At 70.9% G+C, this 25,378-nt stretch carries 22 protein-coding genes and 1 pseudogene; 16 read left to right on the forward strand and 7 right to left on the reverse strand.

The window, feature by feature from the left end:
- The 5 genes and pseudogenes from L0P92_RS10560 to L0P92_RS10580 form a co-directional block, all read left to right on the forward strand.
- A pseudogene (locus L0P92_RS10560) lies at nt 1-492 on the forward strand (alpha-1,4-glucan--maltose-1-phosphate maltosyltransferase); the annotation flags it as partial.
- Nucleotides 489-2,207, forward strand: coding sequence for a maltose alpha-D-glucosyltransferase (gene treS / locus L0P92_RS10565; protein WP_234762278.1), 1,719 nt, complete (start codon nt 489-491; stop codon nt 2,205-2,207). The pseudogene L0P92_RS10560 and the gene treS, both read left to right, overlap by 4 nt.
- Before the next feature lie 41 nt (nt 2,208-2,248).
- On the forward strand, nt 2,249-3,610 hold the full coding sequence (locus tag L0P92_RS10570) for a maltokinase N-terminal cap-like domain-containing protein (RefSeq protein ID WP_234762279.1): 1,362 nt from the start codon (nt 2,249-2,251) through the stop codon (nt 3,608-3,610).
- Between the two features lie 3 nt (nt 3,611-3,613).
- On the forward strand, nt 3,614-5,821 hold the full coding sequence (gene glgB / locus L0P92_RS10575; protein WP_234762280.1) for a 1,4-alpha-glucan branching enzyme: 2,208 nt from the start codon (nt 3,614-3,616) through the stop codon (nt 5,819-5,821).
- Between the two features lie 133 nt (nt 5,822-5,954).
- The gene (locus tag L0P92_RS10580) at nt 5,955-7,874 is read left to right on the forward strand and encodes an AMP-dependent synthetase/ligase (RefSeq protein ID WP_234762281.1); all 1,920 of its coding nucleotides are present in this window, start codon (nt 5,955-5,957) and stop codon (nt 7,872-7,874) included.
- A 57-nt stretch (nt 7,875-7,931) separates the two neighbouring features.
- Here the strand turns inward: L0P92_RS10580 and L0P92_RS10585 are convergent, their stop codons facing one another.
- The gene (locus tag L0P92_RS10585; protein WP_234762282.1) at nt 7,932-8,480 is read right to left on the reverse strand and encodes a fibronectin type III domain-containing protein; all 549 of its coding nucleotides are present in this window, start codon (nt 8,478-8,480) and stop codon (nt 7,932-7,934) included.
- Nucleotides 8,481-8,502: 22 nt separating this feature from the next.
- Complete coding sequence (locus L0P92_RS10590) at nt 8,503-9,105, reverse strand: hypothetical protein (RefSeq protein ID WP_234762283.1); 603 nt, start codon at nt 9,103-9,105, stop codon at nt 8,503-8,505.
- Between the two features lie 288 nt (nt 9,106-9,393).
- On the opposite strand from L0P92_RS10590, the gene L0P92_RS10595 reads away from it, so the two are divergent.
- The 4 genes from L0P92_RS10595 to L0P92_RS10610 all read left to right on the forward strand — a co-directional run bounded on the left by L0P92_RS10595 (nt 9,394) and on the right by L0P92_RS10610 (nt 14,123).
- On the forward strand, nt 9,394-10,785 hold the full coding sequence (locus L0P92_RS10595; RefSeq protein ID WP_234762322.1) for an NAD(P)/FAD-dependent oxidoreductase: 1,392 nt from the start codon (nt 9,394-9,396) through the stop codon (nt 10,783-10,785).
- 69 nt (nt 10,786-10,854) lie between these two features.
- Nucleotides 10,855-13,101 (forward strand): FUSC family protein, encoded by a 2,247-nt coding sequence (locus L0P92_RS10600; protein WP_234762284.1) that lies wholly within the window; start codon nt 10,855-10,857, stop codon nt 13,099-13,101.
- Between the two features lie 52 nt (nt 13,102-13,153).
- Complete coding sequence (locus L0P92_RS10605; RefSeq protein WP_234762285.1) at nt 13,154-13,375, forward strand: hypothetical protein; 222 nt, start codon at nt 13,154-13,156, stop codon at nt 13,373-13,375.
- A 292-nt stretch (nt 13,376-13,667) separates the two neighbouring features.
- Nucleotides 13,668-14,123, forward strand: coding sequence for a cyclic nucleotide-binding domain-containing protein (locus L0P92_RS10610; RefSeq protein ID WP_234762286.1), 456 nt, complete (start codon nt 13,668-13,670; stop codon nt 14,121-14,123).
- Between the two features lie 3 nt (nt 14,124-14,126).
- Here the strand turns inward: L0P92_RS10610 and L0P92_RS10615 are convergent, their stop codons facing one another.
- Complete coding sequence (locus L0P92_RS10615) at nt 14,127-15,443, reverse strand: MFS transporter (protein WP_372497230.1); 1,317 nt, start codon at nt 15,441-15,443, stop codon at nt 14,127-14,129.
- A 78-nt stretch (nt 15,444-15,521) separates the two neighbouring features.
- A complete protein-coding gene (locus tag L0P92_RS10620) occupies nt 15,522-16,136 on the reverse strand; it encodes a LysE/ArgO family amino acid transporter (protein ID WP_234762287.1) in 615 nt (204 codons plus the stop codon).
- Between the two features lie 66 nt (nt 16,137-16,202).
- On the opposite strand from L0P92_RS10620, the gene L0P92_RS10625 reads away from it, so the two are divergent.
- Nucleotides 16,203-17,135: a LysR family transcriptional regulator ArgP gene (locus L0P92_RS10625; protein WP_234762288.1), complete on the forward strand. Its 933-nt coding sequence runs from the start codon at nt 16,203-16,205 to the stop codon at nt 17,133-17,135.
- A gap of 123 nt (nt 17,136-17,258) precedes the next feature.
- Here the strand turns inward: L0P92_RS10625 and L0P92_RS10630 are convergent, their stop codons facing one another.
- Nucleotides 17,259-17,960, reverse strand: a complete 702-nt coding sequence (locus tag L0P92_RS10630) for a TetR/AcrR family transcriptional regulator (protein WP_234762324.1) — start codon at nt 17,958-17,960, stop codon at nt 17,259-17,261.
- Between the two features lie 177 nt (nt 17,961-18,137).
- Between L0P92_RS10630 and L0P92_RS10635 the strand changes: the two genes are divergently transcribed.
- The 3 genes from L0P92_RS10635 (at nt 18,138) to L0P92_RS10645 (ending at nt 20,169) form a co-directional block, all read left to right on the forward strand.
- On the forward strand, nt 18,138-19,355 hold the full coding sequence (locus tag L0P92_RS10635) for a saccharopine dehydrogenase C-terminal domain-containing protein (RefSeq protein ID WP_234762289.1): 1,218 nt from the start codon (nt 18,138-18,140) through the stop codon (nt 19,353-19,355).
- A 106-nt stretch (nt 19,356-19,461) separates the two neighbouring features.
- The gene (locus tag L0P92_RS10640) at nt 19,462-19,695 is read left to right on the forward strand and encodes a WhiB family transcriptional regulator (protein ID WP_234762290.1); all 234 of its coding nucleotides are present in this window, start codon (nt 19,462-19,464) and stop codon (nt 19,693-19,695) included.
- Between the two features lie 123 nt (nt 19,696-19,818).
- Nucleotides 19,819-20,169, forward strand: coding sequence for a DUF488 domain-containing protein (locus tag L0P92_RS10645; RefSeq protein WP_234762291.1), 351 nt, complete (start codon nt 19,819-19,821; stop codon nt 20,167-20,169).
- A gap of 22 nt (nt 20,170-20,191) precedes the next feature.
- Here the strand turns inward: L0P92_RS10645 and L0P92_RS10650 are convergent, their stop codons facing one another.
- Nucleotides 20,192-21,865, reverse strand: coding sequence for an FAD-binding dehydrogenase (locus L0P92_RS10650; RefSeq protein ID WP_234762292.1), 1,674 nt, complete (start codon nt 21,863-21,865; stop codon nt 20,192-20,194).
- Nucleotides 21,866-21,881: 16 nt separating this feature from the next.
- A complete protein-coding gene (locus L0P92_RS10655; protein ID WP_234762293.1) occupies nt 21,882-22,526 on the reverse strand; it encodes a TetR/AcrR family transcriptional regulator in 645 nt (214 codons plus the stop codon).
- A gap of 120 nt (nt 22,527-22,646) precedes the next feature.
- On the opposite strand from L0P92_RS10655, the gene L0P92_RS10660 reads away from it, so the two are divergent.
- The 3 genes from L0P92_RS10660 (at nt 22,647) to L0P92_RS10670 (ending at nt 25,377) form a co-directional block, all read left to right on the forward strand.
- The gene (locus L0P92_RS10660) at nt 22,647-23,276 is read left to right on the forward strand and encodes an alpha-ketoglutarate-dependent dioxygenase AlkB (RefSeq protein ID WP_234762294.1); all 630 of its coding nucleotides are present in this window, start codon (nt 22,647-22,649) and stop codon (nt 23,274-23,276) included.
- A gap of 111 nt (nt 23,277-23,387) precedes the next feature.
- A complete protein-coding gene (locus L0P92_RS10665) occupies nt 23,388-24,578 on the forward strand; it encodes an acyltransferase family protein (RefSeq protein WP_372497231.1) in 1,191 nt (396 codons plus the stop codon).
- 52 nt (nt 24,579-24,630) lie between these two features.
- Nucleotides 24,631-25,377, forward strand: coding sequence for an MBL fold metallo-hydrolase (locus L0P92_RS10670; protein WP_234762295.1), 747 nt, complete (start codon nt 24,631-24,633; stop codon nt 25,375-25,377).
- Nucleotide 25,378 lies beyond the last annotated feature (1 nt).

The raw sequence follows: 25,378 nt of genomic DNA on the forward strand, positions 1-25,378 counted from the left end.
AGCGGCTACGAACTGTGCGAGAACACCCCCCTGCGCAAGGGCAGCGAGGAATACCTCCACTCCGAGAAGTACCAGCTACGCCCCCGCGACTGGACCGCCGCCGAACGCGAAGGCCGCACCATCTCCCCCCTGATCAGCCAGCTCAACGCCGTCCGGAGGAGCCACCCCGCCCTCCACCGGCTCAGGAACCTCCGCTTCCACCACACCGACAACGACGCGCTCATCGCGTACAGCAAACGCACGGGTCCGGACACGGTTCTGGTGGTGGCCAACCTTGATCCTCACCACACCCAGGAGGCCACGGTCTCGTTGGACATGCCGCAACTCGGCCTGGACTGGGACGCCTCCCTGTCCGTGCACGACGAACTGACGGGTGAGACCTACCGCTGGGGCAGGGCCAACTACGTACGCCTGGAGCCCGGCAGGGCCCCCGCGCACGTGCTCCACGTCCAGGCATCGCCACCGCAGATCGGAGGGTCCCCCGCGTCATGACCGTCAACGAGCCCGTGCTGGACACCTTCGAGGACACGCCTGCCAAGGATCGTGACCCGGACTGGTTCAAGCGCGCCGTCTTCTACGAGGTCCTGGTCCGCTCCTTCCAGGACAGCAACGGCGACGGCATCGGCGATCTCAAGGGCCTGACCGCCAAACTCGACTACCTGCAATGGCTCGGCGTCGACTGCCTGTGGCTGCCGCCCTTCTTCAAATCGCCCCTGCGTGACGGCGGCTACGACGTCTCCGACTACACCGCGGTCCTCCCCGAATTCGGCGACCTCGCCGACTTCGTCGAATTCGTGGACTCGGCGCACCAGCGCGGCATGCGGGTCATCATCGACTTCGTCATGAACCACACCAGCGACCAGCACCCGTGGTTCCAGGAGTCGAGGAACGACCCCGACGGGCCCTACGGCGACTATTACGTCTGGGCCGACGACGACAAGGCCTACGCCGACGCCCGCATCATCTTCGTCGACACCGAGGCCTCCAACTGGACGTACGACCCGATCCGGGGCCAGTACTTCTTCCACCGCTTCTTCTCCCACCAGCCGGATCTGAACTACGAGAACCCGGCCGTTCAGGAGGAGATCCTGGCCGCCCTCCGTTTCTGGCTGGACCTCGGCATCGACGGATTCCGGCTGGACGCGGTGCCCTATCTGTATGCGGAGGAAGGCACGAACTGCGAGAACCTCCCCGCGACCCATGAGTTCCTGAGGCGTGTCCGCCGTGAGATCGACGCGATGTATCCGGACACCGTGCTGCTGGCCGAAGCGAACCAGTGGCCGGAGGACGTCGTCGACTACTTCGGTGATTTCCAGAACGGTGGCGACGAATGCCACATGGCCTTCCACTTCCCGGTGATGCCGCGCATCTTCATGGCCGTACGAAGGGAGTCGAGGTACCCGGTCTCGGAAATCCTCGCCAAGACGCCGGCCATCCCCTCCGGCTGCCAGTGGGGCATCTTCCTGCGCAACCACGACGAGCTGACCCTGGAAATGGTCACCGACGAAGAGCGCGACTACATGTGGGCGGAATACGCCAAGGACCCCCGGATGCGGGCCAACATCGGCATCCGCAGGCGGCTCGCGCCGCTGCTCGACAACGACCGGCACTCGATCGAGCTGTTCACCGCCCTGCTGCTCGCCCTGCCGGGCTCGCCGATCCTCTACTACGGCGACGAGATCGGCATGGGCGACAACATCTGGCTCGGCGACCGCGACGCCGTCCGCACCCCCATGCAGTGGACCCCGGACCGCAACGCCGGCTTCTCCTCCTGCGACCCCGGACGGCTCTGTCTCCCCACGATCATGGATCCGGTCTACGGCTACCAGGTGACGAACGTCGAGGCCTCCATGGCCTCCCCGTCCTCGCTGCTGCACTGGACGCGCCGGATGATCGAGATCCGTAAGCAGAACCCGGCCTTCGGGCTCGGCTCCTACACGGAACTGCAGTCCTCCAATCCCGCGGTACTCGCCTTCCTCCGCGAATACGAGGACGACCTGGTGCTGTGCGTGAACAACTTCGCGCGCTTCGCACAGCCCACGGAACTCGACCTGCGTGAATTCAGCGGACGCCATCCGGTGGAGCTGTTCGGCGGGGTCCGTTTCCCCGCCATCGGCGAGCTGCCGTATCTGCTGACCCTCGGGGGCCACGGCTTCTACTGGTTCCGGCTCTCCCGAGTCGCATCCCGCATCGGTCGACGGCTTTGAGCGTGCGCTCGAAGTCCGTGCCGAGGAAAGGACGGGTCACCATGCAGAAGACCGCATCTCCCCGATCGAGCCGTACGGTCGACGCGAGCCCCATGGCCTCGCTCGCCGGGCTGCTGCGCGAATGGCTGCCACGGCAGCGCTGGTTCGCGGGCAAGGACCGGCCCGTCACGGACCTCGCGCTGCTGTCGATGACGGAGCTGTTCCCGGGCTGTCTGCATCTGCTGGTGCACGCCGGTCACTCGGCGGTGCCCGCGCCCGGCGGCGCTCCCCCGGCCGGCGACTGCTACCAGCTGCTCCTCGGCGTACGGCAACACCTGTCGCCGCGACTCGGCCGGGCACTCATCGGCCGTGCGGAGGAGGGACCGCTGGCCGGTCTGACGGTCTTCGACGCGTTGCAGGACCCCCGCTCGGCGCAGCTGCTGCTGGAGCGGTTGCGGCATCCGGGCACGGCGGGCCCGCTGTGCTTCGAGGCGGACCCGTCCGTGTCCGTGCCGGCCGGTCTGGTGCCGCGGCTGCTGGACGCCGAGCAGTCGAACTCCTCGCTGGTGTACGGCGATACGTTCATCCTCAAGCTGTTCCGGCGCATCCAGCCCGGCGTCAACCCCGATCTGGAGCTGTCCGGCGCGCTGGCCGGGCAGGGCTGCCGTCGGGTGCCGGCCCCGGTGGCCTGGTTCCGGACGACGTATCCCTGGGAGGCGACGCTCGGCGTGCTGCAGCCGTTCCTGCGGGACGCCTCCGACGGCTGGACGCTGGCACTGGACGCGCTGGCCTCGGGCGGCGACTTCACGGCTGAGGCCCGTCAGCTGGGCCGGGCCACGGCGGAGGTGCATCTGGCGCTGGCGGCGGCCTTCCCGTCCCTGTCCCGGGGCGAGAACGACCGTATGGCGGCGGCGATGACCGAGCGCCTGGAACTCGCCGCGCACTTCGTCCCCGCGCTGCAGCCCTATGTGCCCGGCCTGCGTACCGCCTTCGGTGCCCTCGCCGGCTGCGATCCCGGACCGCCCGCCCAGCGCATCCACGGTGATCTGCATCTGGGTCAGGTGCTGCGGGCCGGCCGGGAGTGGTTCGTCATCGACTTCGAGGGTGAGCCGTCCCGTCCGCTCGCCGAGCGGCGCGGCGTGCACTCGCCGGTGCGGGACATCGCCGGGATGCTGCGCTCCTTCGACTACGCGGCCCGGCAGCGCCGGCCGTGGCGTCCGGAGTGGGCGCGCCGCTGCCGGGAGGCCTACTGCGCGGGCTATGCCGGCCTCGCTGGGTGGGACCCGCGCAAGAAGCACGGCTTGCTGCGTGCGTATGAGACCGACCGCGCCGTGTACGAGGTCCTGTACGAGGCCCGGCACCGACCCGACTGGTTGCCCGTACCGATGGCGGCGATCGAACGCCTCGCCGTGAGAGGAGCCTGACCCATGGCCCTGCACGAGACCTCGCGCCCCGAGTCGGCCGGCCCGGGCCGGCGCGCCGCCGCGCCCGGCCTGGACCCGGCCGACCGTGATCGGCTGCTGTCGGGTGCCCATCACGATCCGCACGCGCTGCTCGGGGCGCATCCGGTCCCGGGCGGGATCGCCTTCCGGGCGCTGCGTCCGTTCGCGCGTGCGGTGAGCGTGGTGGTCGGCGGCGAGCGTACGGGGCTGGTCTCGGAGGGCGGTGGCCTGTTCTCCGGTGTGCTGCCGCTGGACGCGATCCCGGCGTACACACTGGTGGTGTCGTACGCCGAGGACGGGTCCGACGAGTGCGAGGTCCACGACCCGTACCGCTTCCTGCCCGCCCTCGGTGAGCTCGATCTGCACCTCATCCGCGAGGGCCGGCACGAGGAGCTGTGGAGGGCGCTCGGTGCCGAGCCGATGACCCATCAGGGGGTGGCCGGCACCCGGTTCACGGTGTGGGCGCCGAACGCGCAGGGTGTCCGGGTCGCCGGGGACTTCACCTGCTGGGACGGGACGGCGTTCCCGATGCGCTCCCTCGGGGCGTCCGGGGTGTGGGAGCTGTTCCTGCCGGGGATCGGCGAGGGCACGCGGTACAAGTTCGAGATCACGTCCCGCTACGGCGGCCGGTTCCTCAAGGCCGACCCGATGGCACGCCGTGCGGAGGTCCCGCCGGACACGGCGTCGATCGTGCACGCCTCGCACTACGAGTGGGGCGACGAGCACTGGATGGCGCACCGGGGCGACGTCCCGGTGCACCAGGCGCCGTTCTCGGTCTACGAGGTGCATCTGCCGTCGTGGCGGCCGGGGCTGACGTACCGGCAGCTCGCCGAGGAGCTGCCCGCGTATGTCGAGGAGCTCGGCTTCACCCATGTCGAGTTCATGCCGGTCGCGCAGCATCCCTTCGCCGGGTCGTGGGGCTACCAGGTCACCGGCTTCTACGCGCCCACGGCCCGGCTGGGTACGCCCGACGACTTCAAGTACCTGGTGGACGCCCTGCACCAGGCCGGCATCGGCGTCATCGTGGACTGGGTGCCGGCCCACTTCCCCAAGGACGACTGGGCGCTGAGTCGGTTCGACGGGGATCCGCTGTACGAGCCCGGGGACGCACGGCGGGCCGAGCACCCGGACTGGGGGACGTTCGAGTTCGACTACGGCCGTACCGAGGTGCGCAACTTCCTGGTCGCCAATGCCACGTACTGGTGCGAGGAGTTCCACATCGACGGGCTGCGGGTGGACGCCGTCGCCTCGATGCTCTACCTCGACTACTCGCGGGACTCCGGACAGTGGACGCCGAACGTCCATGGCGGGCGGGAGGACCTGGCCGCGATGGCGTTCCTCCAGGAGATGAACGCGACCGTGTACCGGCGCAATCCGGGGGTGGTCACGATCGCGGAGGAGTCCACGGCCTGGGGCGGGGTGACCCGGCCGACGGACAGCGGCGGCCTTGGCTTCGGGCTGAAGTGGAACATGGGCTGGATGCACGACTCGCTCCAGTACATGGCCAAGGAGCCGGTGCACCGCAAGTACCACCACAACGAGATGACCTTCTCGATGGTGTACGCCTACAGCGAGAACTACGTGCTGCCGATCTCCCACGACGAGGTCGTGCACGGCAAGCAGGCGTTGGTCTCCAAGATGCCCGGCGACTGGTGGCAGCGGCGCGCCAACCACCGTGCCTACCTGGGCTTCATGTGGGCGCATCCGGGCAAGCAACTCCTGTTCATGGGGCAGGAGTTCGCGCAGGGCGCCGAGTGGTCCGAGGCGCACGGGCCGGAGTGGTGGCTGCTGGATCCCGGGTACGCGTCCGCGGGCGACCACCGGGGTGTGCGGGATCTGGTCCGGGACCTCAACACGCTGTACCGGGCGACCCCGGCGCTGTGGGAGCGGGACACCGATCCGTCCGGTTTCCAGTGGGTGGTCGGGGACGCGGCGGAGGACAACGTGTTCGCGTTCCTGAGGTTCGGCTCCGACGGCGACATCCTGCTCGCCGTCTCCAACTTCTCCCCCGTCGTCCGCCACGACTACCGGCTGTGGGTGCCGGACCGCGTCGACGCCTGGCACGAGACACTCAACACCGATGCCGCGCACTACGGCGGGAGCGACGTCACCAACCCCGAGCCGCTCAAGCCGGAGGACGGGCACATCCGGCTGACGTTGCCTCCGCTCGCCACGGTGTGGCTGTCGCCCTGATCGAGGGGAGATCACCGAACGAGGTCAATTGTCAGTTCTCGACACCGCGCGCTCTCAGCTGGGCTAGATTCGGGCACCGCCGATAACAGTACTCATCGGTGATGTCACACCCGGTACACCACAGGAGCAGCGCATGCGCGACCTCGGCCTCGCTCCCCCGACCGTCACGTCCCTGACCGGCGGGCTCGCCGACAGCGTCTTCGAGACGGCGGCCCTCGATCCCGCACTGCCGATGCTCGCGCGCCGCCAGGACTCCTCCTCCACCAGCGCCTCCTCCACCGGCTGGGAGGAGGTGACCGCCGCGGAAGTGCGCGACGAAGTGACCGATCTGGCCAAGGGTTTGATCGCTTCCGGTATCTCGCCGGGCCACCGCGTGGCCATCATGGCGCGCACACGGTACGAGTGGACGGTGCTCAGCCATGCGCTGTGGGCGGTGGGCGCCGAGGTGGTGCCGATCTATCCGACGTCGTCGCGCGACCAGGTCGAGTGGATCCTGCGGCACTCCGGCTGTGTGGCCGTGGTGGTCGAGGACGAACAGGCGGTCATGACGGTCGGCTCGGTGTGCGGGTCGCTGCCGCAGCTGCGGCATGTCTGGCAACTCGACGCGGGGGCGCTGCCGCAGTTGGTGGAGCAGGGCGAGTTCGTCCCGCTCGCGACGGTGGAGTCGATGCGCCGGATCGTGCTGCCGGACTCCACCGCGGTCGTCGCCTACACCTCCGGCACCACGGGCCGGCCCGTGGGCTGCGCGCTCAGTCACCGCAACCTGGCGAGCACCTGCGACACGCTGCTCGCGGGCTGGGGGCACAAGGTGGTGCCGCCGGGCGGACAGGCGTCCGTGCTCGCCTTCCTGCCCTTCTCCCATGTGTACGGCCTTCTGGTGCAGACCCTGTGCATCCGCGGCGGCATGCTGATGGGCCATGAGCCCGAGCTGCACGAGGAGGCGCTGTCGGCGGCGCTGCGGTCGTTCAGACCGACGTATTTCTGCGCGGTCCCGTCGATCTTCGAGAAGATCTACAAGAATTTCCTGCGGGTGGCGCAACAGGCGGGCCGGGGTGCGCTGTTCGAGCGGGCCGCCGACACCGCACGGGACTTCGCGGCGGCCCTCGAGCGGCAGCGGCTGGGCGGCGGCCCGGGGCCTGGTTTCGACCTGCGGCTGCAACACGCGCTGTACGAGCGGACGGTGTACCGGAAGCTGCGCAACGCGCTCGGCGGCAGGGTGTTGCTGGCGACGTCGGGCGGCTCGTCCCTGAACCGTGAGATCTCCTTGTTCTACGAGGGGATCGGCATCTATGTGAACGACGGCTACGGCCTCACCGAGACCAGCGGCGGGATCACCGCGCAGCCGCTGGGCCGGGAGATGTCGGGGACGGTCGGGCAGGCGTTGCCGGGCACGGACATCCGGGTGGCCGACGACGGGGAGATCCTGGTGCGCGGGCCGTCGGTGTTCCAGGGCTATGTCCAGGACGAGGCGGCGACGCGGGCCGCGCTGCGCGGCGGGTGGCTGGCCACCGGGGATCTGGGGCGGCTGGACTCCGACGGCTATCTGACGATCACCGGCCGCAAGAAGGACGTCATCGTCACGAGCAGTGGCAAGAGTGTCTCCCCGGCGCTCCTGGAGCAGCGTCTGCGGATGCATCCGCTGGTCCATCAGGCGGTGGTCGTCGGCGACAACCGGCCCTGCGTCGGAGCGCTGATCACGCTGGACCCGGACTTCCTGGCGTACTGGCGGGAGTCTCTCGCGGTGCGCAGCGACGCGCGGGTGAGGGAGGCGCGGGAGGAGAACTCGCTGCGGGAGGAGCTCTCGCGGGCTGTGGCCGCCGCCAACAGCGCGGTGTCGCGCTCGGAGTCGATCCGGGTGTTCCGGGTGCTGCCGGCTCCGTTCGACGTGGCCAGCGGCCTGCTGACGCCGTCGATGAAGCTGCGTCGGGACGCGATCGTGCGGCACTACGCGCTCCAGATCGACGCGATGTACCAGGCACGGTCGCGTGCGCCGCGGGAGCACATGGCGGAGGAGCTGGCGCACTGGGACGACGCGGACAACGTCTTCGGCTGAGCGGCGCCCGGGCTCGCCCTGTTCGCCGGCTCGCGCTCTTCGCCGGCCCGCCCGCGGCTACTCGCCCGTGGTGAGCCGTACGACATTGGACTGCTCGCCGAGGACGAAGGCCCGGATGCGGTAGCCGGCGTGCCGTTCGTCGGGCAGGGGGACGAAGTCGGTGGTCTCGGTGTCCGGGGGGACTACGGCGACGGGGTCGTAGCGGTGGCTGTCCTTCTTGCGGATCTCCAGGAGGAAGCCGTCCTCGTCCGGGGAGTCGTCGGTCCAGGTGAAGCGGAGGCCGTCCGCGAGGTCGGTGCGGGCCGGCCGGACGGTGGGGCCGCGGTAGGACCGCAGCCGGTAGTGGAAGGTGGTGTGCGGCAGGAGGTCGGGGTGGCGGTAGCTGGTCACGTGGGGAGCGAGGTACCGCAGAACCGTGTACGGGCCACTCTCCTCGGTCGCGAACTCCAGGACGTGGCCCGCGATTCCGGGCCGTGTGTCCTGCCAGTCCAGGTCGATGTCGGTGGGTGTCGTGAGGACACCGCGCAGGGGCCGTTCCGGGTCGGTGGCGTCGGCCGAGCAGGCCGGCAGCGCCAGGACCAGCGCCGCCGACACCGCGATGGGCACCTTTCCTCGCATACGGCGGCCGCTACTTGCGCCAGAAGCGGATGTCGCTCCACTCCACGGTGGCCTGCCCGCTGCCGCTGTTGGTGCGGTAGGCGCCGAACTTGTCGTAGAAGCTGCCGCCGGGGCTGGCGTAGCGGTGCTTGAGCGAGCCGTTGATGTAGGTGCGGTGCTCGACGCCGACCTGGTGGACGGTGTTGACGCGGACGGTCGCGCCGACGGTCCCGGCGTTCGAGAGGGTGGCGCCGCCGTGCACCGCGTAGAGGCGGCCGCCGCGTTCGACGGCGAGCATGAAGTACGGGCCGGGGGCCGAGTCGTTGAAGGTCTGCTTGAGGCTGATCCGGGTGCCGCTGAGGCTGGTGATGCGGAAGCGGCCTTCGAACTGGCGGGTTCCTCCGGTGTAGGTGGCATAGCGTCGTTCAGCCCGTTGGTCGCCGCTCGCGGTGGAGCAGGTGAGCCGGAACGTCAGGCCGTCGACCTGGCCGCAGCCGCGCTCCTGCACGTTGAAGCTCGGTGACACCGACCGCCAGCCGCCGGGCTCGACTTCGGCGAAGGCCTGCGGGGCGGCGAGCAGGGAGGTGGCGCAGAGCGCGGTGGTGACGGTGACGGTGCGCAGGGGTAGGGGCATTCTGCCTCCTGTTCATATGCATGAACTGCAGTCCCTGTTTTGGACATGCGCGTCGGACGTTAGGTCCAGACCAATACACCGTCAAGAGATCGCGCGTACACGTCTTTCACTGCCGAACCGGTGTGCCCCCGCGCCGACTGGGGCAAGGTGGCTGTCGACGAGTTCATCTGCCTGCCGCACCCGGCTGGCGCAGCGGTCGGTGGCGCGGTGGGATCGAGGCGTGCGAAGCCGCGATCCAGGGGCAGGCGAACGACGTCAGGCACCCCGCCTGGAGCCGCAGAAGGGAAGATCACCGTGACACGACCCAGGATCCTGGTGGTTGGCGCAGGCTTCGCCGGAGTCGGATGCGTTCGCCGGCTGGAACGCAAACTCTCCCCCGACGAGGCCGAGATCACCTTGGTGACGCCGTCCTCCTACCAGCTCTACCTCCCACTGCTGCCCCAGGTCGCCTCCGGCGTCCTGACGCCCCAGTCGATCGCCGTGTCCCTGCGCCGCAGCCGCCGGTACCGCACCCGGATCATCCCGGGCGGCGCCATCGGCGTGGACCTCGCGGCCAAGGTCTGCGTCATCCGCACCATCACCGACGTGACCGTGAACGAGCCGTACGACTACATCGTGCTGGCCCCCGGCAGCATCACCCGCACCTTCGACATTCCCGGGCTCACCGACAACGCGTACGGCATGAAGACCCTCGCGGAGGCCGCCTACATCCGCGACCACGTCATCTCGCAACTGGACCTCGCCGACGCCAGCCAGGACCCGGACGAGCGCGCGGCCCGGCTTCAGTTCGTGGTGGTCGGCGGCGGCTACGCGGGAACCGAGACCGCCGCGTGTCTGCAGCAGCTGACGCACAACGCGGTCAAGCGCTATCCGCGGCTCGACCCGAAGCTGATCAAGTGGCATCTGATCGACATCGCGCCGCGGCTGATGCCCGAGCTCGGCGAGAAGCTGGGCAGCGCGGCCCAGGAGATTTTGCGCAAGCGCGGTGTCGAGATCTCCCTGGGCGTGTCCATCGCCAAGGCGGGCCCCGAGGAGGTCACCTTCACCGACGGCCGGGTGATCCCCACCCGCACGCTGATCTGGACCGCCGGTGTCGTCGCCAGCCCGCTGATCGGCACGCTGGGCGCCGAGACGGTACGGGGCCGCCTCGCGGTCAACGCCGAGATGAACCTGCCCGGCCACGACGGCGTGTTCGCGCTCGGCGACGCGGCCGCCGTGCCCGACGTGGCCAAGGGCGAGGAGGGCGCGGTCTGTCCGCCCACCGCGCAGCACGCCATGCGCCAGGGCAAGGTCGTCGCCGACAACGTCATCGCGGCCCTGCGCAACCAGCCGCTGCGGCGTTACGAGCACAAGGACCTCGGCCTGGTCGTCGACCTCGGCGGCACGGACGCCGTGTCCAAGCCGCTCGGCATCGAGCTGAAGGGCCTGCCCGCGATGGCCGTCGCCCGCGGCTACCACTGGTCGGCGCTGCGCACCAACGTCGCCAAGACGCGCGTCATGACGAACTGGCTGCTCAACGCCGTCGCCGGGGACGATTTCGTGCGCACCGGGTTCCAGTCCCGCAGCCCGGCCAAGCTGAAGGACTTCGAGTTCGTCCACGCCTATCTGACACCGGAGCAGTTGCGGGCGCGCGTCGCGGGAAAGGGCGGGGACGAGGGCATCGAGGGGACGGCCGAGTGAGGTGACGGACGCGCCGCGGGCCGCCGCTCGCGGCGGGAACGAGGAGAGAGCGGGAGAGAGTACGGCGACGTGAGGGCAGCGCGACGGCCGGCGCGGGCGCGGCTGCGGGACCGTTTCGCGGCGTCCGACCCCGGGCTGCTGCGGCTGACCGCAGGGCTGCGCACGGCGGGGGCCATCGCCCTCGCGGTCGCCGCGCTCGCCCTGCTGGGCACCGATGTGCCGCACCTGGTCGCGGGGGCGCTGGCGGCGATGGTGGCCACCTTCGCGATCCGGGAGAAGCAGCGCGGGCAGCAGGCTGTCACGCTCGCGCTGGGCCTTCCGGTGGCGCTGGCGTCCATGACGCTGGCGGCGGCTCTGCACAGCAACCTCGTGGCCGGGGACGTGTGCTTTGTCCTGCTCATCTTCTGTGCCGTCTACGGCCGCAGGTTCGGCGACCGCGGCACCGCGCTCGGCCTGATCGGCTTCCAGATCTACTTCGTGTCCCTGTTCGTCGGCGCCACGGTCTCCGGCCTGCCCGAGCTGTACGGTGCGGTCGCGCTGGCCTTCGGGTGCAGCGCGCTGGTGCGGTTCGCCCTCGTCCCCGAGACACCGACGGGCGTGCTGGAGCGGCTGCGCGAGGCCTTCCGCGCCCGGCTGGCCCAGCTGCTGTCCGCGCAAGTCGAACTGCTCGGCGCCGGCCCGCAGGACGCGGACCGGGCTCTTGAGCGGGTGCGCGAGGGCACGGCGCGGCTGCATGAGACGGCCCTGCTGATCCAGGGCCGGCTGGCGGAGGGGACGACGGACGAGGCGGTGGCGCGGCTCGTGCAGCGGCGGATCGCGGACGCCGAGATCGCGGCCGAGCGCCTGGGTCTGTCGCTGCTCGCGGCGCGCGGCGCCGAGCGGGCGGACACCCTGGCCCTGCATCTGCCGGGCGCGCCGATCCCCTCGGGCGGCCGGCAGCCGGTCCGCGAGGAGGCGACCGTCACGCTGCGCCGTGACCTTGAGGCCCTGCGCCTGCTCGTGCTGCACCCGGTCGGCGAGACCTCGGGAACCGCGCTGTCCCACGTCCGCAACCGTCTCCTCGGCTACCGCGACGAGGAGAACCTGCCCGACGCCTCCCCCGCCGTGCAGGACGCCTTCCGGGCCGTCGGCGAGGCCGCCCGCGCGGTCCTCGGGCTGCGGATCGCCCTCGGCGGACCCCAGGACGAGTCCGACGACAGCCCGGCCACGGCGCGCTCGCGCGAGGAGCTGGACGCGGAGGACGCGGTGCTCGACGCCGGCGAGGAGGCACTCTCGGAGGAGCCCGCGGGGCTGCGCCGGCCCACCACGCGTGCCGCCGTGCAGGTGGCCGTCGGGTCGACGCTGGCGATGGTCGGCGGCGAGCTGCTGTCCAGCGACCGCTGGTACTGGGCGGTGCTGACCTGCTGGATCGTGTTCCTGAACACCGCGTCCACGGGCGAGATCCTGGTCAAGGGCTACCGCCGGCTGCTCGGCACCGTGCTCGGCGTCCTGGCCGGCATCGTGCTGGCGGGCGCGGTCGGGCAGCACACCTGGACGGCGTTCGCGCTGGTGCTGCTGTTCGTGTTCGCGATGTTCTACTCGGCCCCGCTGTCCTACACGCTGTCCTCCTTCTTCGTCACCGCCGCCCTCGGGCTGCTCTACACCCTGTTGCACACCTACAGCCTCTCGGTGCTGGTGCTGCGCATCCAGGAGACGGCGCTCGGCGCGGCCTGCGGGGTGATCGCGGCGGCGCTGGTGCTGCCGGTGCAGACGGACCGCCGTACGAACGAGCTGCTCGCCACCGTGCTGGAACGGCTCGGCGAGGTCACCCGCAGCGCCGTGGAGCAGCTCAGCGGCGGGCCGCCCGTCGAGCTGCTCGACCAGGCGCGGGACCTGGACCAGGCGCTGGCCGACCTGCGGGCCGCGACCAAGCCGCTCACGCATCCGGTGACGCCGCTGCGGGCCCGGCGGGAGACCGCACGCCATGTCGTCGCGCTGCTGGAGACGTGCGCGTACCACGCGCGTTCCCTGGCCGCGACCGCCGAGCTGCTGCCCACCCATCCCTCGATCGCGGCGGATCCCCGGCTGCGCCGGGCCGCGGGGCGTATCGCGCACAACATCGAGGCGATCACCGAGCACGTCACCGACGAGCACGCCACGGCCGGCATCGAGACCGGCCCGAGCATCGCCTCGCTGTTGGGCCGGGCCGGCCCCGGCGCACCGCGCTACGGCCGGGTCACCGACCGCGTCCTGCGGCATCTGCAACGCCTCGACGAGGGCGTGGCCGGCCTGGCCCGCCCCCTGGGTGTGCCCGTGAGAACCTCGGACGGCACGTGAAGGCATCGGCGGGAAGACGGCTCATCGGGGCGATACCGGGTACGCGGAAGTCATGACCGATGTCGTGGACTCAGACGAACTGCTGCGCCGCATGCAGCGCGCCAGGGCCTGTGCCCGGCAGGAGGAGCGGACGTGGCGGGCACGGAGCGAGCAGCTCAGGTCGACCGACCCCGACGCGGCCCGCGACGCCGCCGTACGGACGGTGGCCTATGAAACCGTGATCACGGTCCTGGAGGAGATCCTGACCCCGGGAAGGCATCCGGATCGGCCTTGAAACATCGATCGGAGTGAAACCGGTCACGTAACCCGGTCCTGATTACGCAGAATCCGCCGAGATGGTTTACGGTTCATACATACGTGGTCACGGGGTAGACCGTATCCGTCCCCCGCGCACCACCACCTACGGCCCTGGCTGGCCTCCCCCGTCCAGCCAGGGCTTTTTAATGCCCTCACACGCTCTCGGTTTGCGAAACCCTCCGCCGCCGAGGTGCTCACGGCGGCGGTTGCGGCTGAAATGGACGCAGGGAAGCACCGGTACCTCAGTCGTCGGCGAGGAGCCCCGTGTCATGACCAAAGCGATCAAGCTGCTGACCGCCCTTCCGTCCCCGCAGCGCCAGCGTCTGATGACGCTCGCACGGGAGGTCTCCTTCCCCGAGGACACCCGGATCTTCGAGGCGGGGGGCACGGCCGACCGCTTCTGGGTCATCCGCTCGGGCGCCGTCTCCCTCGACCAGCGCGTGACGTCGATCCAGCGGGTGACCGTCGCCAGCCTCGGCTCCGGCGATCTGCTCGGCTGGTCGTGGCTTTTCCCGCCGTACCAGTGGGACTTCGGCGCGGAGGCCTTCAGCCCGGTGCGCGCCTACGAGTTCGACGCGGCGGCGGTGCTCCGGCTGTGCGAGGAGGATCCGGGTCTCGGGATGTCCCTGGTCCGGCATGTCGCCGAAATCCTCGCGCACCGGCTGGAGTTGACGCGCGGCAGGCTGATGGAACAGTACGGCCACCACCGGCGCAGCGCGCTCTGAGCCTCAGACGCGATAGCGACGCAACGCCGGCACCAGCAGTGCCAGGCCGACCATGAGGGCGATGACCAACAGCCCGCCTCCCACGGTCGCCGTACGCGCCCCGAAGGCCGACCCCGCTGTGCCGTGCAGCACGTCGGCCAGGCGCGGTCCGCCTGCCACGACCACCGTGAAGACGCCCTGCATCCGGCCGCGCATCTCGTCGCTGGCGGCGGACAGCAGGATCGCCCCGCGGAAGACCATCGAGACCATGTCCGCGACCCCGGCGAGAGCCAGGAACGCGACGGCGAGCCACAGGCTGTCGCTCAGTCCGAAGCCGGTGATGGCGGCGCCCCAGGCGACGACCGCGCCGATCACCATCCACCCGTGTCTGCGGGCCCGGGAGAACGTGCCGGAGAACAGCCCGCCGGCCACCGCGCCGATCGGGATCGCCGCGAACAGCAGGCCGAGGGCGAGCCCTTCGCCGTACGAGCCGTAGGTCTCGCCGGCGAGTTGCGGGAACAGGGCGCGGGGCATGCCGAAGACCATCGCGATGATGTCGGCCAGGAAGGACAGCAGCAGCACCTTGTGCAGGGCGATGTAGCGGAATCCGTCCGCGATCTCCCGTACGCCCGCACGGCGTTTGACGGTGGCCCCCGTGGCCGCGAGGGGCGGCAGCGCGGGCAGCCGTACGACCGCCCAGACCGTGACGCACAGGGCCAGCGCGTCGATGAGGTACAGCTCGGCCAGGCCGATCACGGGTATGAGCACACCGGCCAGCAGGGGACCGACCACCTGGCCGGTCTGCATGACCGTGGAGCCGAGGGCGTTCGCGGCGGTCAGCTCCTCGGCCGGCACCAGTCGGGCGATGGAGGCGTTGCGGGCCGGGGCGTTGAGCCCCCAGAACGCCTGCTGGACGGCGAGCAGCACCATCAGCACGGCCACCGACGCGAGGCCGGTGACGGCCTGGAGCCAGAACAGCACCGAGGTCACCGCGATACCGCTGTTGGTGATCAGCAGCAGTTTGCGCCGGTCCATGCTGTCGGCGACGGCCCCGCCCCACAGCGCGAACACCACGAGCGGCAGCAGTCCGGCGAGGCTCGCGGCCCCCACCCACGCCGAGGAGTGCGTGATGTCGTAGATCTGCTTGGGCACCGCGACCGCGGTCAGCTGGCTGCCGACGGCGGTGACGATGGTCGAGGACCACAGCCGGCGGTAGGCAGGGCGGCGCAGCGGCCGGGTGTCCATGGCCCAGCGGCGCAGGCCGCGTCGCCGGGTGGGCACCGCGGAGGTGTCCTTCTCCGGTGGATCCTGTGGTTCGGCACTGCTCTCGCTGGTGTCCACGCGCTTCCTGGATGCTCGTTACATCTTTCCGGTCGGGGATCACTATCGCAGCACCGGCCGGGTGTTCGGATCCGCGTCTCAGCTTCCGGCGACGAGGCCGACACCGAGGGCGATCATCGTGGCGGCGACCAGCCCGTCCAGGATGCGCCAGGCCGTCGGCTTCGCGAGGTGGCGGCTCAGCAGCCGTGCGCCGAAGCCGAGCGCGGCGAACCAGCACAGGCTGGCCAGCGCGGCACCGAGGCCGAACGTCCAGCGCAGCGGCCCGCGGTCGGCGGCGACCGTGCCGAGCAGGAAGACGGTGTCGAGATAGACGTGCGGGTTCAGCCACGTCATCGCGAGGCAGGTCAGCACCGCCCGCCGCCGTGACCCCGTGGCGTCGCCTTCCGGCACCAGAGCACCGGCCGGCCGGAACACCCGACGGGCGGCCAGCACGCCGTAGCAGAGCAGGAACGCGCCGCCGATCCAGGCGACCGCCGTCAGCACCCCCGGCCACGCGACGACCACCGCGCCGACGCCGGCCACGCCCAGGGTGATGAGGAGGGCGTCGGACAGGGCGCAGATGCCGACGACGGCGAGGACCGCGTCACGGCGGATGCCCTGGCGCAGCACGAAGGCGTTCTGGGCGCCGATGGCGACGATCAGGGTGAGGCCGGTACCGAATCCGGCGGCAGCGGTGGTCAGGGCGTCGTTCATACCGTCGACGCTAGGGACCCGACCGCCCCTCGTACAGCTAAAGATTCTTACGTATCCTTAGCTGTCGTGAAGGTACCGGCGAAGACCCCCTTGAGAACCGAGCTGACCGAGCTCCCCCTCGACCAGGTGCGGACGCTGCTGGCGGTGGTGGACGAGGGCACCTTCGACGCGGCCGCCGCAGCGTTGCATGTGACGCCGTCGGCGGTGAGCCAGCGGGTGAAGGCGCTGGAGCAGCGCACGGGGCGGGTGCTGCTGGTGCGGACGAAGCCGGTGCGGCCGACCGAGTCCGGCACGGTGATCGTCCGGTTCGCCCGCCAGCTGGCCCGGCTGGAGCGCGACGCGCGGACCGAGCTCGGCATGAACGACGCCGGGGACACGACCCGGGTGTCGATCGCGGTCAACGCCGACTCCCTGGCGACCTGGTTCCTGACGGCACTCACCCGCGTACCGGACGAGTCCCGGCTCTGCTTCGAACTGCGACGCGAGGACGAGAGCCGTACGGCGACGTTGTTGCGGGAGGGGCTGGTGATGGCCGCCGTGACCTCATCGCCCGATCCGGTGGCGGGCTGTTCCGTGCGTTCCCTGGGCCGGATGCGCTATCTGGCCGCGGCGAGCCCGGAGTTCGCCGAGCGGCACCTCGGCGGACCGCTCGGCGACGCGCTGGCGCGGGCGCCGGTCATGACCTTCGACCGCAGCGACGACCTCCAGGACGCCTTCGTCCGCGCCCTCCGCCGGGGCCGCACCGGCGCGAGTCCCCTACGCCACCACATCCCCACCTCGGAGGGCTTCCTCGCGGCCGTGACCGCCGGCCTCGGCTGGGGCATGATCCCCGAGGTCCAGGCGGAACCCCTACTCAAGACCGGCCGCCTCGTACAACTGGCCCCGCGACGCCCGGTCGACGTCCCGGTGTACTGGCAACAGTGGAAACTGGACTCCCCGGCCCTGGCGGCAGTGACGGAGGCGGTAACGGCAACAGCGGCGCAGGCCCTGCGAGCCTGAGCTGGGCCGAGGGGACGTCTCAACCGACGGTGCTGCCACCCCCCAAGGGGCGCGGGGAACTGCGCGACCAGCCACAACGGCGCCGCACCCTCTGAACGACGTATCGCGGCACCCCCTGCGGAGCTACCCCGCGTCCAACTCCGCCGCAGCACTGTCCAACAACATCTCCAACGCAGTCGGATACGCACTCTCCACCATCCGCGCCGCCAGCAACGGCGCCGCCTCGGCGATCCGCGGATAGTCGGCCCGAGGCAGCCGACCATACGTAGACCGCCACACATCCTCGTCAGCGCGCAGCGAATCCGTCGGCAGGGCCAACGCCGCCGCGTCCAGCGCCGCGAAGGCCAGCGCCTGGTCGATGAAGGCGTGATAGATCCGCACAGTGTCCGCCAGCGCGAACCCGGCGGTGCGCAGCACGTCCAACACCGCCTCGTCGGCGGCGAGTTCGTTGGGCCGCCCGGTGACCCGGCTGGTCGTCAGCGCGGCGGCCTGCGGATGGGCGACGTACGCGGCGTGGACGCGCAGTCCCACGGCGCGCAGGTCCGCCCGCCACTCCCCCGTCCGCTCCCAGCCGTCCAGCGCCTGGCCCATGAGGGCGTCGCCGATGGCGAGGGTCAGATCGTCCATGCCGCGGAAGTACCGGTACAGGGTGCTCGGGTCCGCATCGAGGGCGAGGCCCAGGCGGCGGGCGGTGAGACCGGCGCTGCCGTGTTCGCGCAGCATGCGCAGCGCCGTCTCGACGATCAGCCGCTCCGACAGCACGGTGCCGCTCTTCGTGGGACGGCGACGGCGCCGCTTCTCCTCCGGCACGACCGGTTTCGGCACCATGACCTGCGTCCTCTCCCCGTCCTTGGCGGCTTATGCCAACGCCATTGACCTTACGTGAACGGACGGCGTTGTATCTCGGGCGGGGCCCCACCACGTCGTAGACCTTCAAGCCTGTGGACCTTCAAGCCTGTGGACCTTCAGGTCTGCGGACTTTCGAGCCGAGGGAGTCTTGTCATGCGTGTACTGCTCGTGGGAGCGGGTGGTGTGGGGACCGCGATCACCCGGATCGCGGCCCGGCGTCCGTTCTTCGAGGCGATGGTGGTCGCCGACCAGGACCCGGCGCGGGCCGAGGCGGCCGTGGCGGCGCTCGGCGGCGACGCCCGGTTCCGGGCCGAGCGGGTCGACGCGGGCGACGAGGCGGCGGTGGCCGCGCTGCTGGAGCGGCACGCGTGCGACGTGCTGCTCAACGCCACCGACCCGCGGTTCGTGCTGCCGCTGTTCCGGGCGGCGCGCGCCGCCGAAGTCACTTATGTCGACATGGCGATGTCGCTGTCGCGGCCGCACCCGGAGCGCCCGTACGAGGAGTGCGGGGTCAAGCTGGGCGACGCCCAGTTCGAGCAGGCGGCCGACTGGGAGAAGGCGGGCGTGCTGGCGCTCGTCGGCATGGGCGTGGAGCCGGGACTGTCGGACGTGTTCGCCCGGTACGCGGCCGACGAGCTCTTCGACGAGATCGAGGAGATCGGCGTCCGCGACGGCGCGAACCTCACCGTCGAGGGCTATGACTTCGCGCCGTCCTTCAGCATCTGGACGACGATCGAGGAGTGCCTCAACCCGCCGGTGGTCTACGAGGAGGGCCGCGGCTGGTTCACCACCGAGCCGTTCAGCGAGCCCGAGGTGTTCGACTTCCCCGAGGGCATCGGGCCGGTGGAGTGCGTGAACGTGGAGCACGAGGAGGTGCTGCTCGTGCCGCGCTGGGTGGACGCGCGCCGGGTGACCTTCAAGTACGGCCTGGGCGAGGAGTTCATCGGCACGCTGAGGACGCTGCATCTGCTGGGCCTGGACCGCACCGAGCCGGTGACCGTGCCGAGCGCCGACGGGCCGGTGCGGGTGTCTCCCCGGGACGTCGTCGCCGCGTGTCTGCCGGACCCGGCGACGCTGGGCGAGCGGATGCACGGCAAGACCTGCGCGGGCACCTGGGTGCGGGGCGTGAAGGACGGCAGGTCGCGCGAGGTGTACCTCTACCACGTGGTCGACAACCAGTGGTCCATGAAGGAGTACGGCAGCCAGGCCGTGGTGTGGCAGACGGCCGTCAACCCGGTCGTCGCCCTCGAACTCGTCGCCGGCGGCGCCTGGTCGGGTGCCGGCGTGCTGGGCCCGGAGGCCTTCCCGGCCCGGCCGTTCCTGGATCTGCTGACGGCGTACGGCTCCCCGTGGGGCATGCGCGAACAGTGACCGGATTCGCCGGTGTCCGACGGGGTTTCACGCGCGCATCGACAGGCGACTCGAAAACGAGTAATGCATCCACCGAGGGCACATACGACGATCGCAGGTGACTTTGATGGACGACTGGCGAGACCACGCCGCCTGCCGCCATGAGGACCCCGACCTCTTCTACCCGATCGGCACGTCCGGACCGACCGTGTTGCAGACGGAGCAGGCGAAGGCCGTCTGCCGGCGCTGCTCGGTCCGGGAGCAGTGTCTGCGCTGGGCGCTGGACATGGACCAGTACATCGGGATCTGGGGCGGCACGAGCGAGACCGAACGAAGGGCGCTGCGACAGCGCGCCGGATGAGGGGCATGAGTGGCCGGGGCGGGGCGGTGGCACGCCGGGCGACACGGGACTTGTGCGTGATCATGCGTCGACCTTGACCGACACTGGTGAGGAACTCGTCAGGTCCACCGGAAAGGCCCGGCCATGAGCGTCCGCATCCGTCGCGTCTACGAAGCACCCGAGCCCGAGGACGGCGTACGTGTCCTCGTCGACCGGCTCTGGCCGCGCGGTCTGGCGAAGGACGCGGCCCGCGTGGACGAGTGGCCCAAGGGGCTCACCCCGTCCACGGAGCTGCGGCGCTGGTACCACGCGGGCGAGGGGTCGTACGAGGAGTTCGCCGAGCGCTACGAGGCCGAGCTGGCCGCTCCCGATGCGGCCGAACTCGTCGATCATGTGCGGGAGTTGGCGGGCGAGGGCGCGGTGACCCTGCTGACCGCCTCGAAGTCCCCCGAGGAGAGTCACGCGGCGGTGCTGGCCCGCCTCCTCCAGTCCTGAGGCGACGGGCCGCGCACTTGCCTCAGCCGGTCTGCCGTGCCGCGGCCCGGCCCGCCGTGCGGCCCGAGAAGAGGCAGCCGCCGAGGAAGGTGCCCTCCAGGGCGTTGTAGCCGTGGACGCCGCCGCCGCCGAAGCCGGCGACCTCGCCGGCCGCGTACAGGCCGTCGATCGGCGTGCCGTCGGCGCCGAGCGCGCGGGAGTCGAGGTCGGTCTGGATGCCGCCGAGGGTCTTGCGGGTCAGGATGTGCAGCTTGACGCCGATGAGGGGGCCGGCCGCGGGGTCGAGGATGCGGTGCGGGGTGGCGACGCGGCCGAGGCGGTCGCCGATGTAGCGGCGGGCGTTGCGGATGCCCTGGACCTGGGAGTCCTTGCTGTAGGGGTTGGCGATCTGGAGGTCGCGGGCCTCGATCTGCCGTCGGACGGTCTCGGCGTCGAGGAGCGGCTTGTCCGTCAACTGGTTCATCTTCTCGACCAGTTGCTCCAGGTTCGGAGCGGTCACGAAGTCGGCGCCGTTGCGCAGGAAGGCCGCCACCGGTCCCGGGGCGCCCTTGCCGAGCACCCGCTCCTTGAGGAACCCGGTCCGGTCCTTGGCGGTGATGTCGGGGTTCTGCTCGGAGCCCGACAGCGCGAACTCCTTCTCGATGATCTTCTGGCTGAGGATGAACCAGGAGTGGTCGTACCCGGCGATGTCCGCGTCGGTGCGCAGATGCTTGAGGGTGCCGAGGGTGTCGTAGCCGGGCAGGCACGGGTCGGGCAGTCGGCGGCCCAGGGCGTCGAACCACATCGAGGACGGGCCGGGCAGGATGCGGATGCCGTGGCCGGGCCAGATCGGGTCCCAGTTCTGCAGGCCCTCGGTGTAGTGCCACATCCGGTCGCGGTTGACCAGGCGCACGCCTGCCTCCGCGCTGATGTCGAGCATGCGGCCGTCGACGTAGGCGGGGACGCCGGTGACCATCTCGGTGGGCGGCGTGCCGAGCCGTTCGGGCCAGTAGCGGCGGACGATGTCGTGGTTGGCGCCGATGCCGCCGGTGGTGACGACGACGGCCTGGGCGGTCAGCTCGAACTCGCCGACGCGGTCGCGGTTGGAGGCGACGCCCCGGGCCGAGTGGTCGTCGGCGAGGACCGTGCCGCGCACACCGCGCGCCGCGCCCTCCTCGATGACCAGCTCGTCGACCTGGTGCCGGTGATAGAAGGTGAGCAGCCCGTCGCGCGCGGCCTCCTTGGCGTACCGCACGAACGGCTCCACCACGCCCGTGCCGGTGCCCCAGGCGATGTGGAAGCGGGGCACGGAGTTGCCGTGGCCGTGGGCGCGCAGGTCGCCGCGCTCCGCCCAGCCGACCGTGGGCAGGAACTTGATGCCGTGCCCGTCCAGCCAGGCCCGCTTCTCGCCGGCCGCGAACTCGACGTAGGCGCGCGCCCAGCGCACCGCCCAGGAGTCCTCGTCGTCCGTCCGGTCGAACTGGGCGCTGCCCTGCCAGTCGTTCCAGGCCAGGTCGAAGGAGTCCTTGATGCCGAGGCGCCGCTGCTCCGGGGAGTCGACGAGGAAGAGCCCGCCGAAGGACCAGAACGCCTGCCCGCCGAGGTTGGCGGCGTTCTCCTGGTCGACCAGCGCGACCCTGCGGCCCCGGCTGGTCAGTTCGCTCGCGGCGACCAGGCCCGCGAGTCCCGCTCCGACGACGATGACGTCGGCATCCATGGCGACCGTCCCTTCCTCATGTCCTCATGTGCGCTGATGCGGTGGTGCCGCTGCCGTCGGTGAGCAGCGCGGTGAGCAGTTGCCCCAGCCAGCCGCGAGCGTGTTCGACGTCCCTGTCCAGCAGCAGTTGTGTGGTGACGCCGTCGTACGCGGCGACCACGGCGTGGGCGGCGCCGTCGATGTCGCCGAGCACGGCGGGCAGTGCGGTGTGTCCGCGCGCCCTGGCCAGCCGGTCGGCGATGGCGCCGCGCAGCCGGGCACGGTGTTCCAGCAGGGCCTGCGCGACGGCCGGGTCGCGTGCGGCGTGCACCAGGAAGTCCGTCTTCACCAGCAGCCAGTCCCGGTCCAGCAGCAGCACCTCGGTGACCCGCTCCACGGCTGCGGGCACGTCCAGGTCCGGCCCGTCGAGGGCGAGCGCCCCGGACACCTGCTCGGCGATCAGGTCGGCGCGCTGCCGGTAGAGGGCGAAGAACAGCTCGTCCAGGCTGTCGAAGTTGGAGTAGAAGGCGCCCCTGCTGTAGCCGGCGGCCTCGCAGACCTCCTCGATGGAGACCCGGCCGAACCCCTTGGCCGCGAACACCTCGAACGCGGCGTCGAGGAGGTTGGCCCGCGTGCGGACCCGGCGCTTGGTGACGCGCTTGGCCGTTCCCTCCACCGTCATGCCAGGACCTCCGTTCGATACGCGAATGTATCCGATACAGCGATGTATCGAAAGAGCTCGCCACCGATGACTCACCCCACCGAAGGGAACACATTTTCGAATAAGGAGTACGCTGGATCCATGAGCACGCACCTCCAGGCCTCCCTCTTCGACCAGACCGACCAGCTGCGGCTCGGCCCCCTCGACGGGATCCGCCGGACCGGACTCGGCCTCGGCGCCTGGATCGATGTGCTGCCCGGATGGCTGGCGGGCTCCGACGCCCTGTTCGAACAGCTCGCGGCCGAAGTGCCCTGGCGTGCGAAGCGACGCAAGATGTACGACCAGGTCGTCGACGTGCCCCGACTGCTCGCGTTCTACGGTCAGGACGACGTACTGCCGCACCCGGTGCTGTCCGAGGCCCGCGAGGCGCTCAGCGCGCACTACGCCGAGGAGCTCGGCGAGCCGTTCACCACGGCCGGGCTCTGCTACTACCGCGACGGCCGGGACAGTGTCGCCTGGCACGGGGACCGGATCGGGCGGGGCGCCCGCGAGGACACGATGGTCGCCATCCTCTCCGTGGGCGCCCCACGGGATCTGCTGCTGCGCCCGGCGCGCGGCGGCGGCGAGTCGGTGCGCCGGCCACTGGGCCACGGCGACCTCGTCGTGATGGGCGGCTCCTGCCAGCGGACCTGGGAGCACTCGATCCCGAAGACCACCCGCGCCACGGGACCACGCATCAGCGTGCAGTTCCGCCCGCACGGCGTGCACTGAGGCGGAGAGGCGGCCGCTTCTGGGGCGCGCGGGAGGGTGCCTCCGGTGGACGGTGCCGGAGGCGTCCCTTCCTCTGGGCGAAGCCCCGCCGTACCCCCCACACTGAGCCGGGTGAGCGCTCGGACACAGGCACCGGCCACCGCGCCCCGGCGCAGCGAGCTGGACGTGCTGCGGATCGTGGTCGTCCTCGGTCTGGTCTTCTTCCACGCGGCCCTGGTCTTCGCCACGGAGGGCGACTACTACGTGCGGAACTCGCGGACCACCGAGGCGATCACGGTCCTCGCCGGGTTCGCGGTGGTCTGGGCGATGCCGGCACTGTTCCTCGTCGCCGGGCTCGGTGCCCGGTACTCCGTGAACCGCCGGGGCGCCGGCCGGTTCGCCCGGGAACGCCTGCTGCGCCTGGGAGTTCCCCTGGTCTTCACCGTCGTCGCGCTGAACCCGTTGCCCCAGTGGCTGCGGCTGCGCGCCGCCGACCCGGACCACCACGAGTCGTACTGGCGCTTCCTGCCCCGCTACTTCACCGTCCACCTCGATCTCGCCGACTTCCCGTTTTTCGTCGACGGGAAGCACTTCGAGTCCGGCCATCTGTGGTTCGTGCTCCTGCTGCTGGCGTTCTGTCTGCTGCTGGCTCCGGTCGCGGCACGCCTCGCGGCCGGCGGGGACCGTGCCGCGGCGGCCGTCGCCCGGCACCCCGCCCTGCTTCTGCTGCCCGTGCTGCCGCTCGCTCTGATCAATGTGCCGCTGGGCATGGAGGAGGACTACGCGGCCTGGCACCACTGGGCCTACCTGGTGTTCTTCCTCTACGGTTTCGCCCTCGCCGGGGACGACCGGGTCCGGTCCGTCATGCGCCGGTACGCCCGGCCGCTCGGCGTGGCGGGCGTGGTCCTGTTCGCGGCGTGCGCTCCCGGGTTCATGACGGCGGACGACCCGTTCACCGACAGCACACTGCTCGCGCTGGTCACCCGCGCCCTGTTCAGCGCGGCGGGCTGGTGCCTGGTGGTGGCCATCCTCGGCACCCTGGACCGCCCGCGCGAGCAGCGGCACACGGAGGCCCGCCCGAGGCCGGTGATGGCGTATCTGTCGGTCGCCGCCCTGCCGCTCTACGTGCTGCACCAGCCGGTCGTGGTCGCCCTCGCGTACGGCGTGGTGGGCTGGTCGGCGCCGATCGTGGTCGAGTACGCGGTGATCGTGGCCGGTTCGCTGGCGGGGATCCTGGTGCTGTACGAGTGCGTGGTGCGCAGGACGCGGCTGACGCGGCTGATGTTCGGGATGCGTCCCGACCCGCCGGTCACGCCCTCTTGATGATCTGCTTTGCTGTGTCCGTCGGGCACGGACCTCACCACGCGGGACGATCATGCGGGCAGATGTGCAGCAAGTCGCGGACGGCACCTATCTGGTGCACGGCAGCAACACCAACTGGGTGATCCTGACCGAGGGGGACGAGGTCACACTGATCGACACCGGCTACCCCGGGGACCGCCCGAAGCTCCTCGCCTCGCTCGCCGAAGTGGGCAGTTCACCGGAGGCGGTGACGGCCGTACTGATCACGCACGCGCACACGGACCACCTGGGCAACGCCGAGTACCTGCGTGCCACGCACGGCACGCCGATATACCTGCACGAGGCCGAAGTGCCGCACGCGCGCCGGGAGTTCCTGCACCAGGTGGACGTCGGGACGGTCCTGAAGAACGGCTGGCGGCCCGGCGTGCTGCCCTGGGCGGTCCACGCGATCCGCTCCGGCGGCACCGCGCACGTCCCGGTCACCGCCCCCGAGCCGTTCCCCTCGGCGGGCCCGCTGGACCTCCCCGGCCGCCCCGTCCCCGTCCACACGCCCGGCCACACCGACGGACACAGCGCCTACCATCTGCCCGACACCGGCGTGCTGATCGCGGGCGACGCCCTGGTGAGCGGGCACCCCACCTCACGGATCAGGGGACCGCAGCTGCTGCCCGACATGTTCCACCGCGAGCGGGCCCAGGCCGTGGCCTCGCTGGACGTGCTCGAAGGCCTCAAGGGGGACGTCCTGCTGCCCGGCCACGGACCCCTGCACCGGGGCTCCGTGCAGGAAGCTGCTCTTCAGGCCAGGGAGCGGGCACTTTAGG

The sequence above is a fragment of the Streptomyces muensis genome (genome assembly GCF_021474425.1).
Taxonomy (GTDB): Bacteria; Actinomycetota; Actinomycetes; order Streptomycetales; family Streptomycetaceae; genus Streptomyces; species Streptomyces muensis.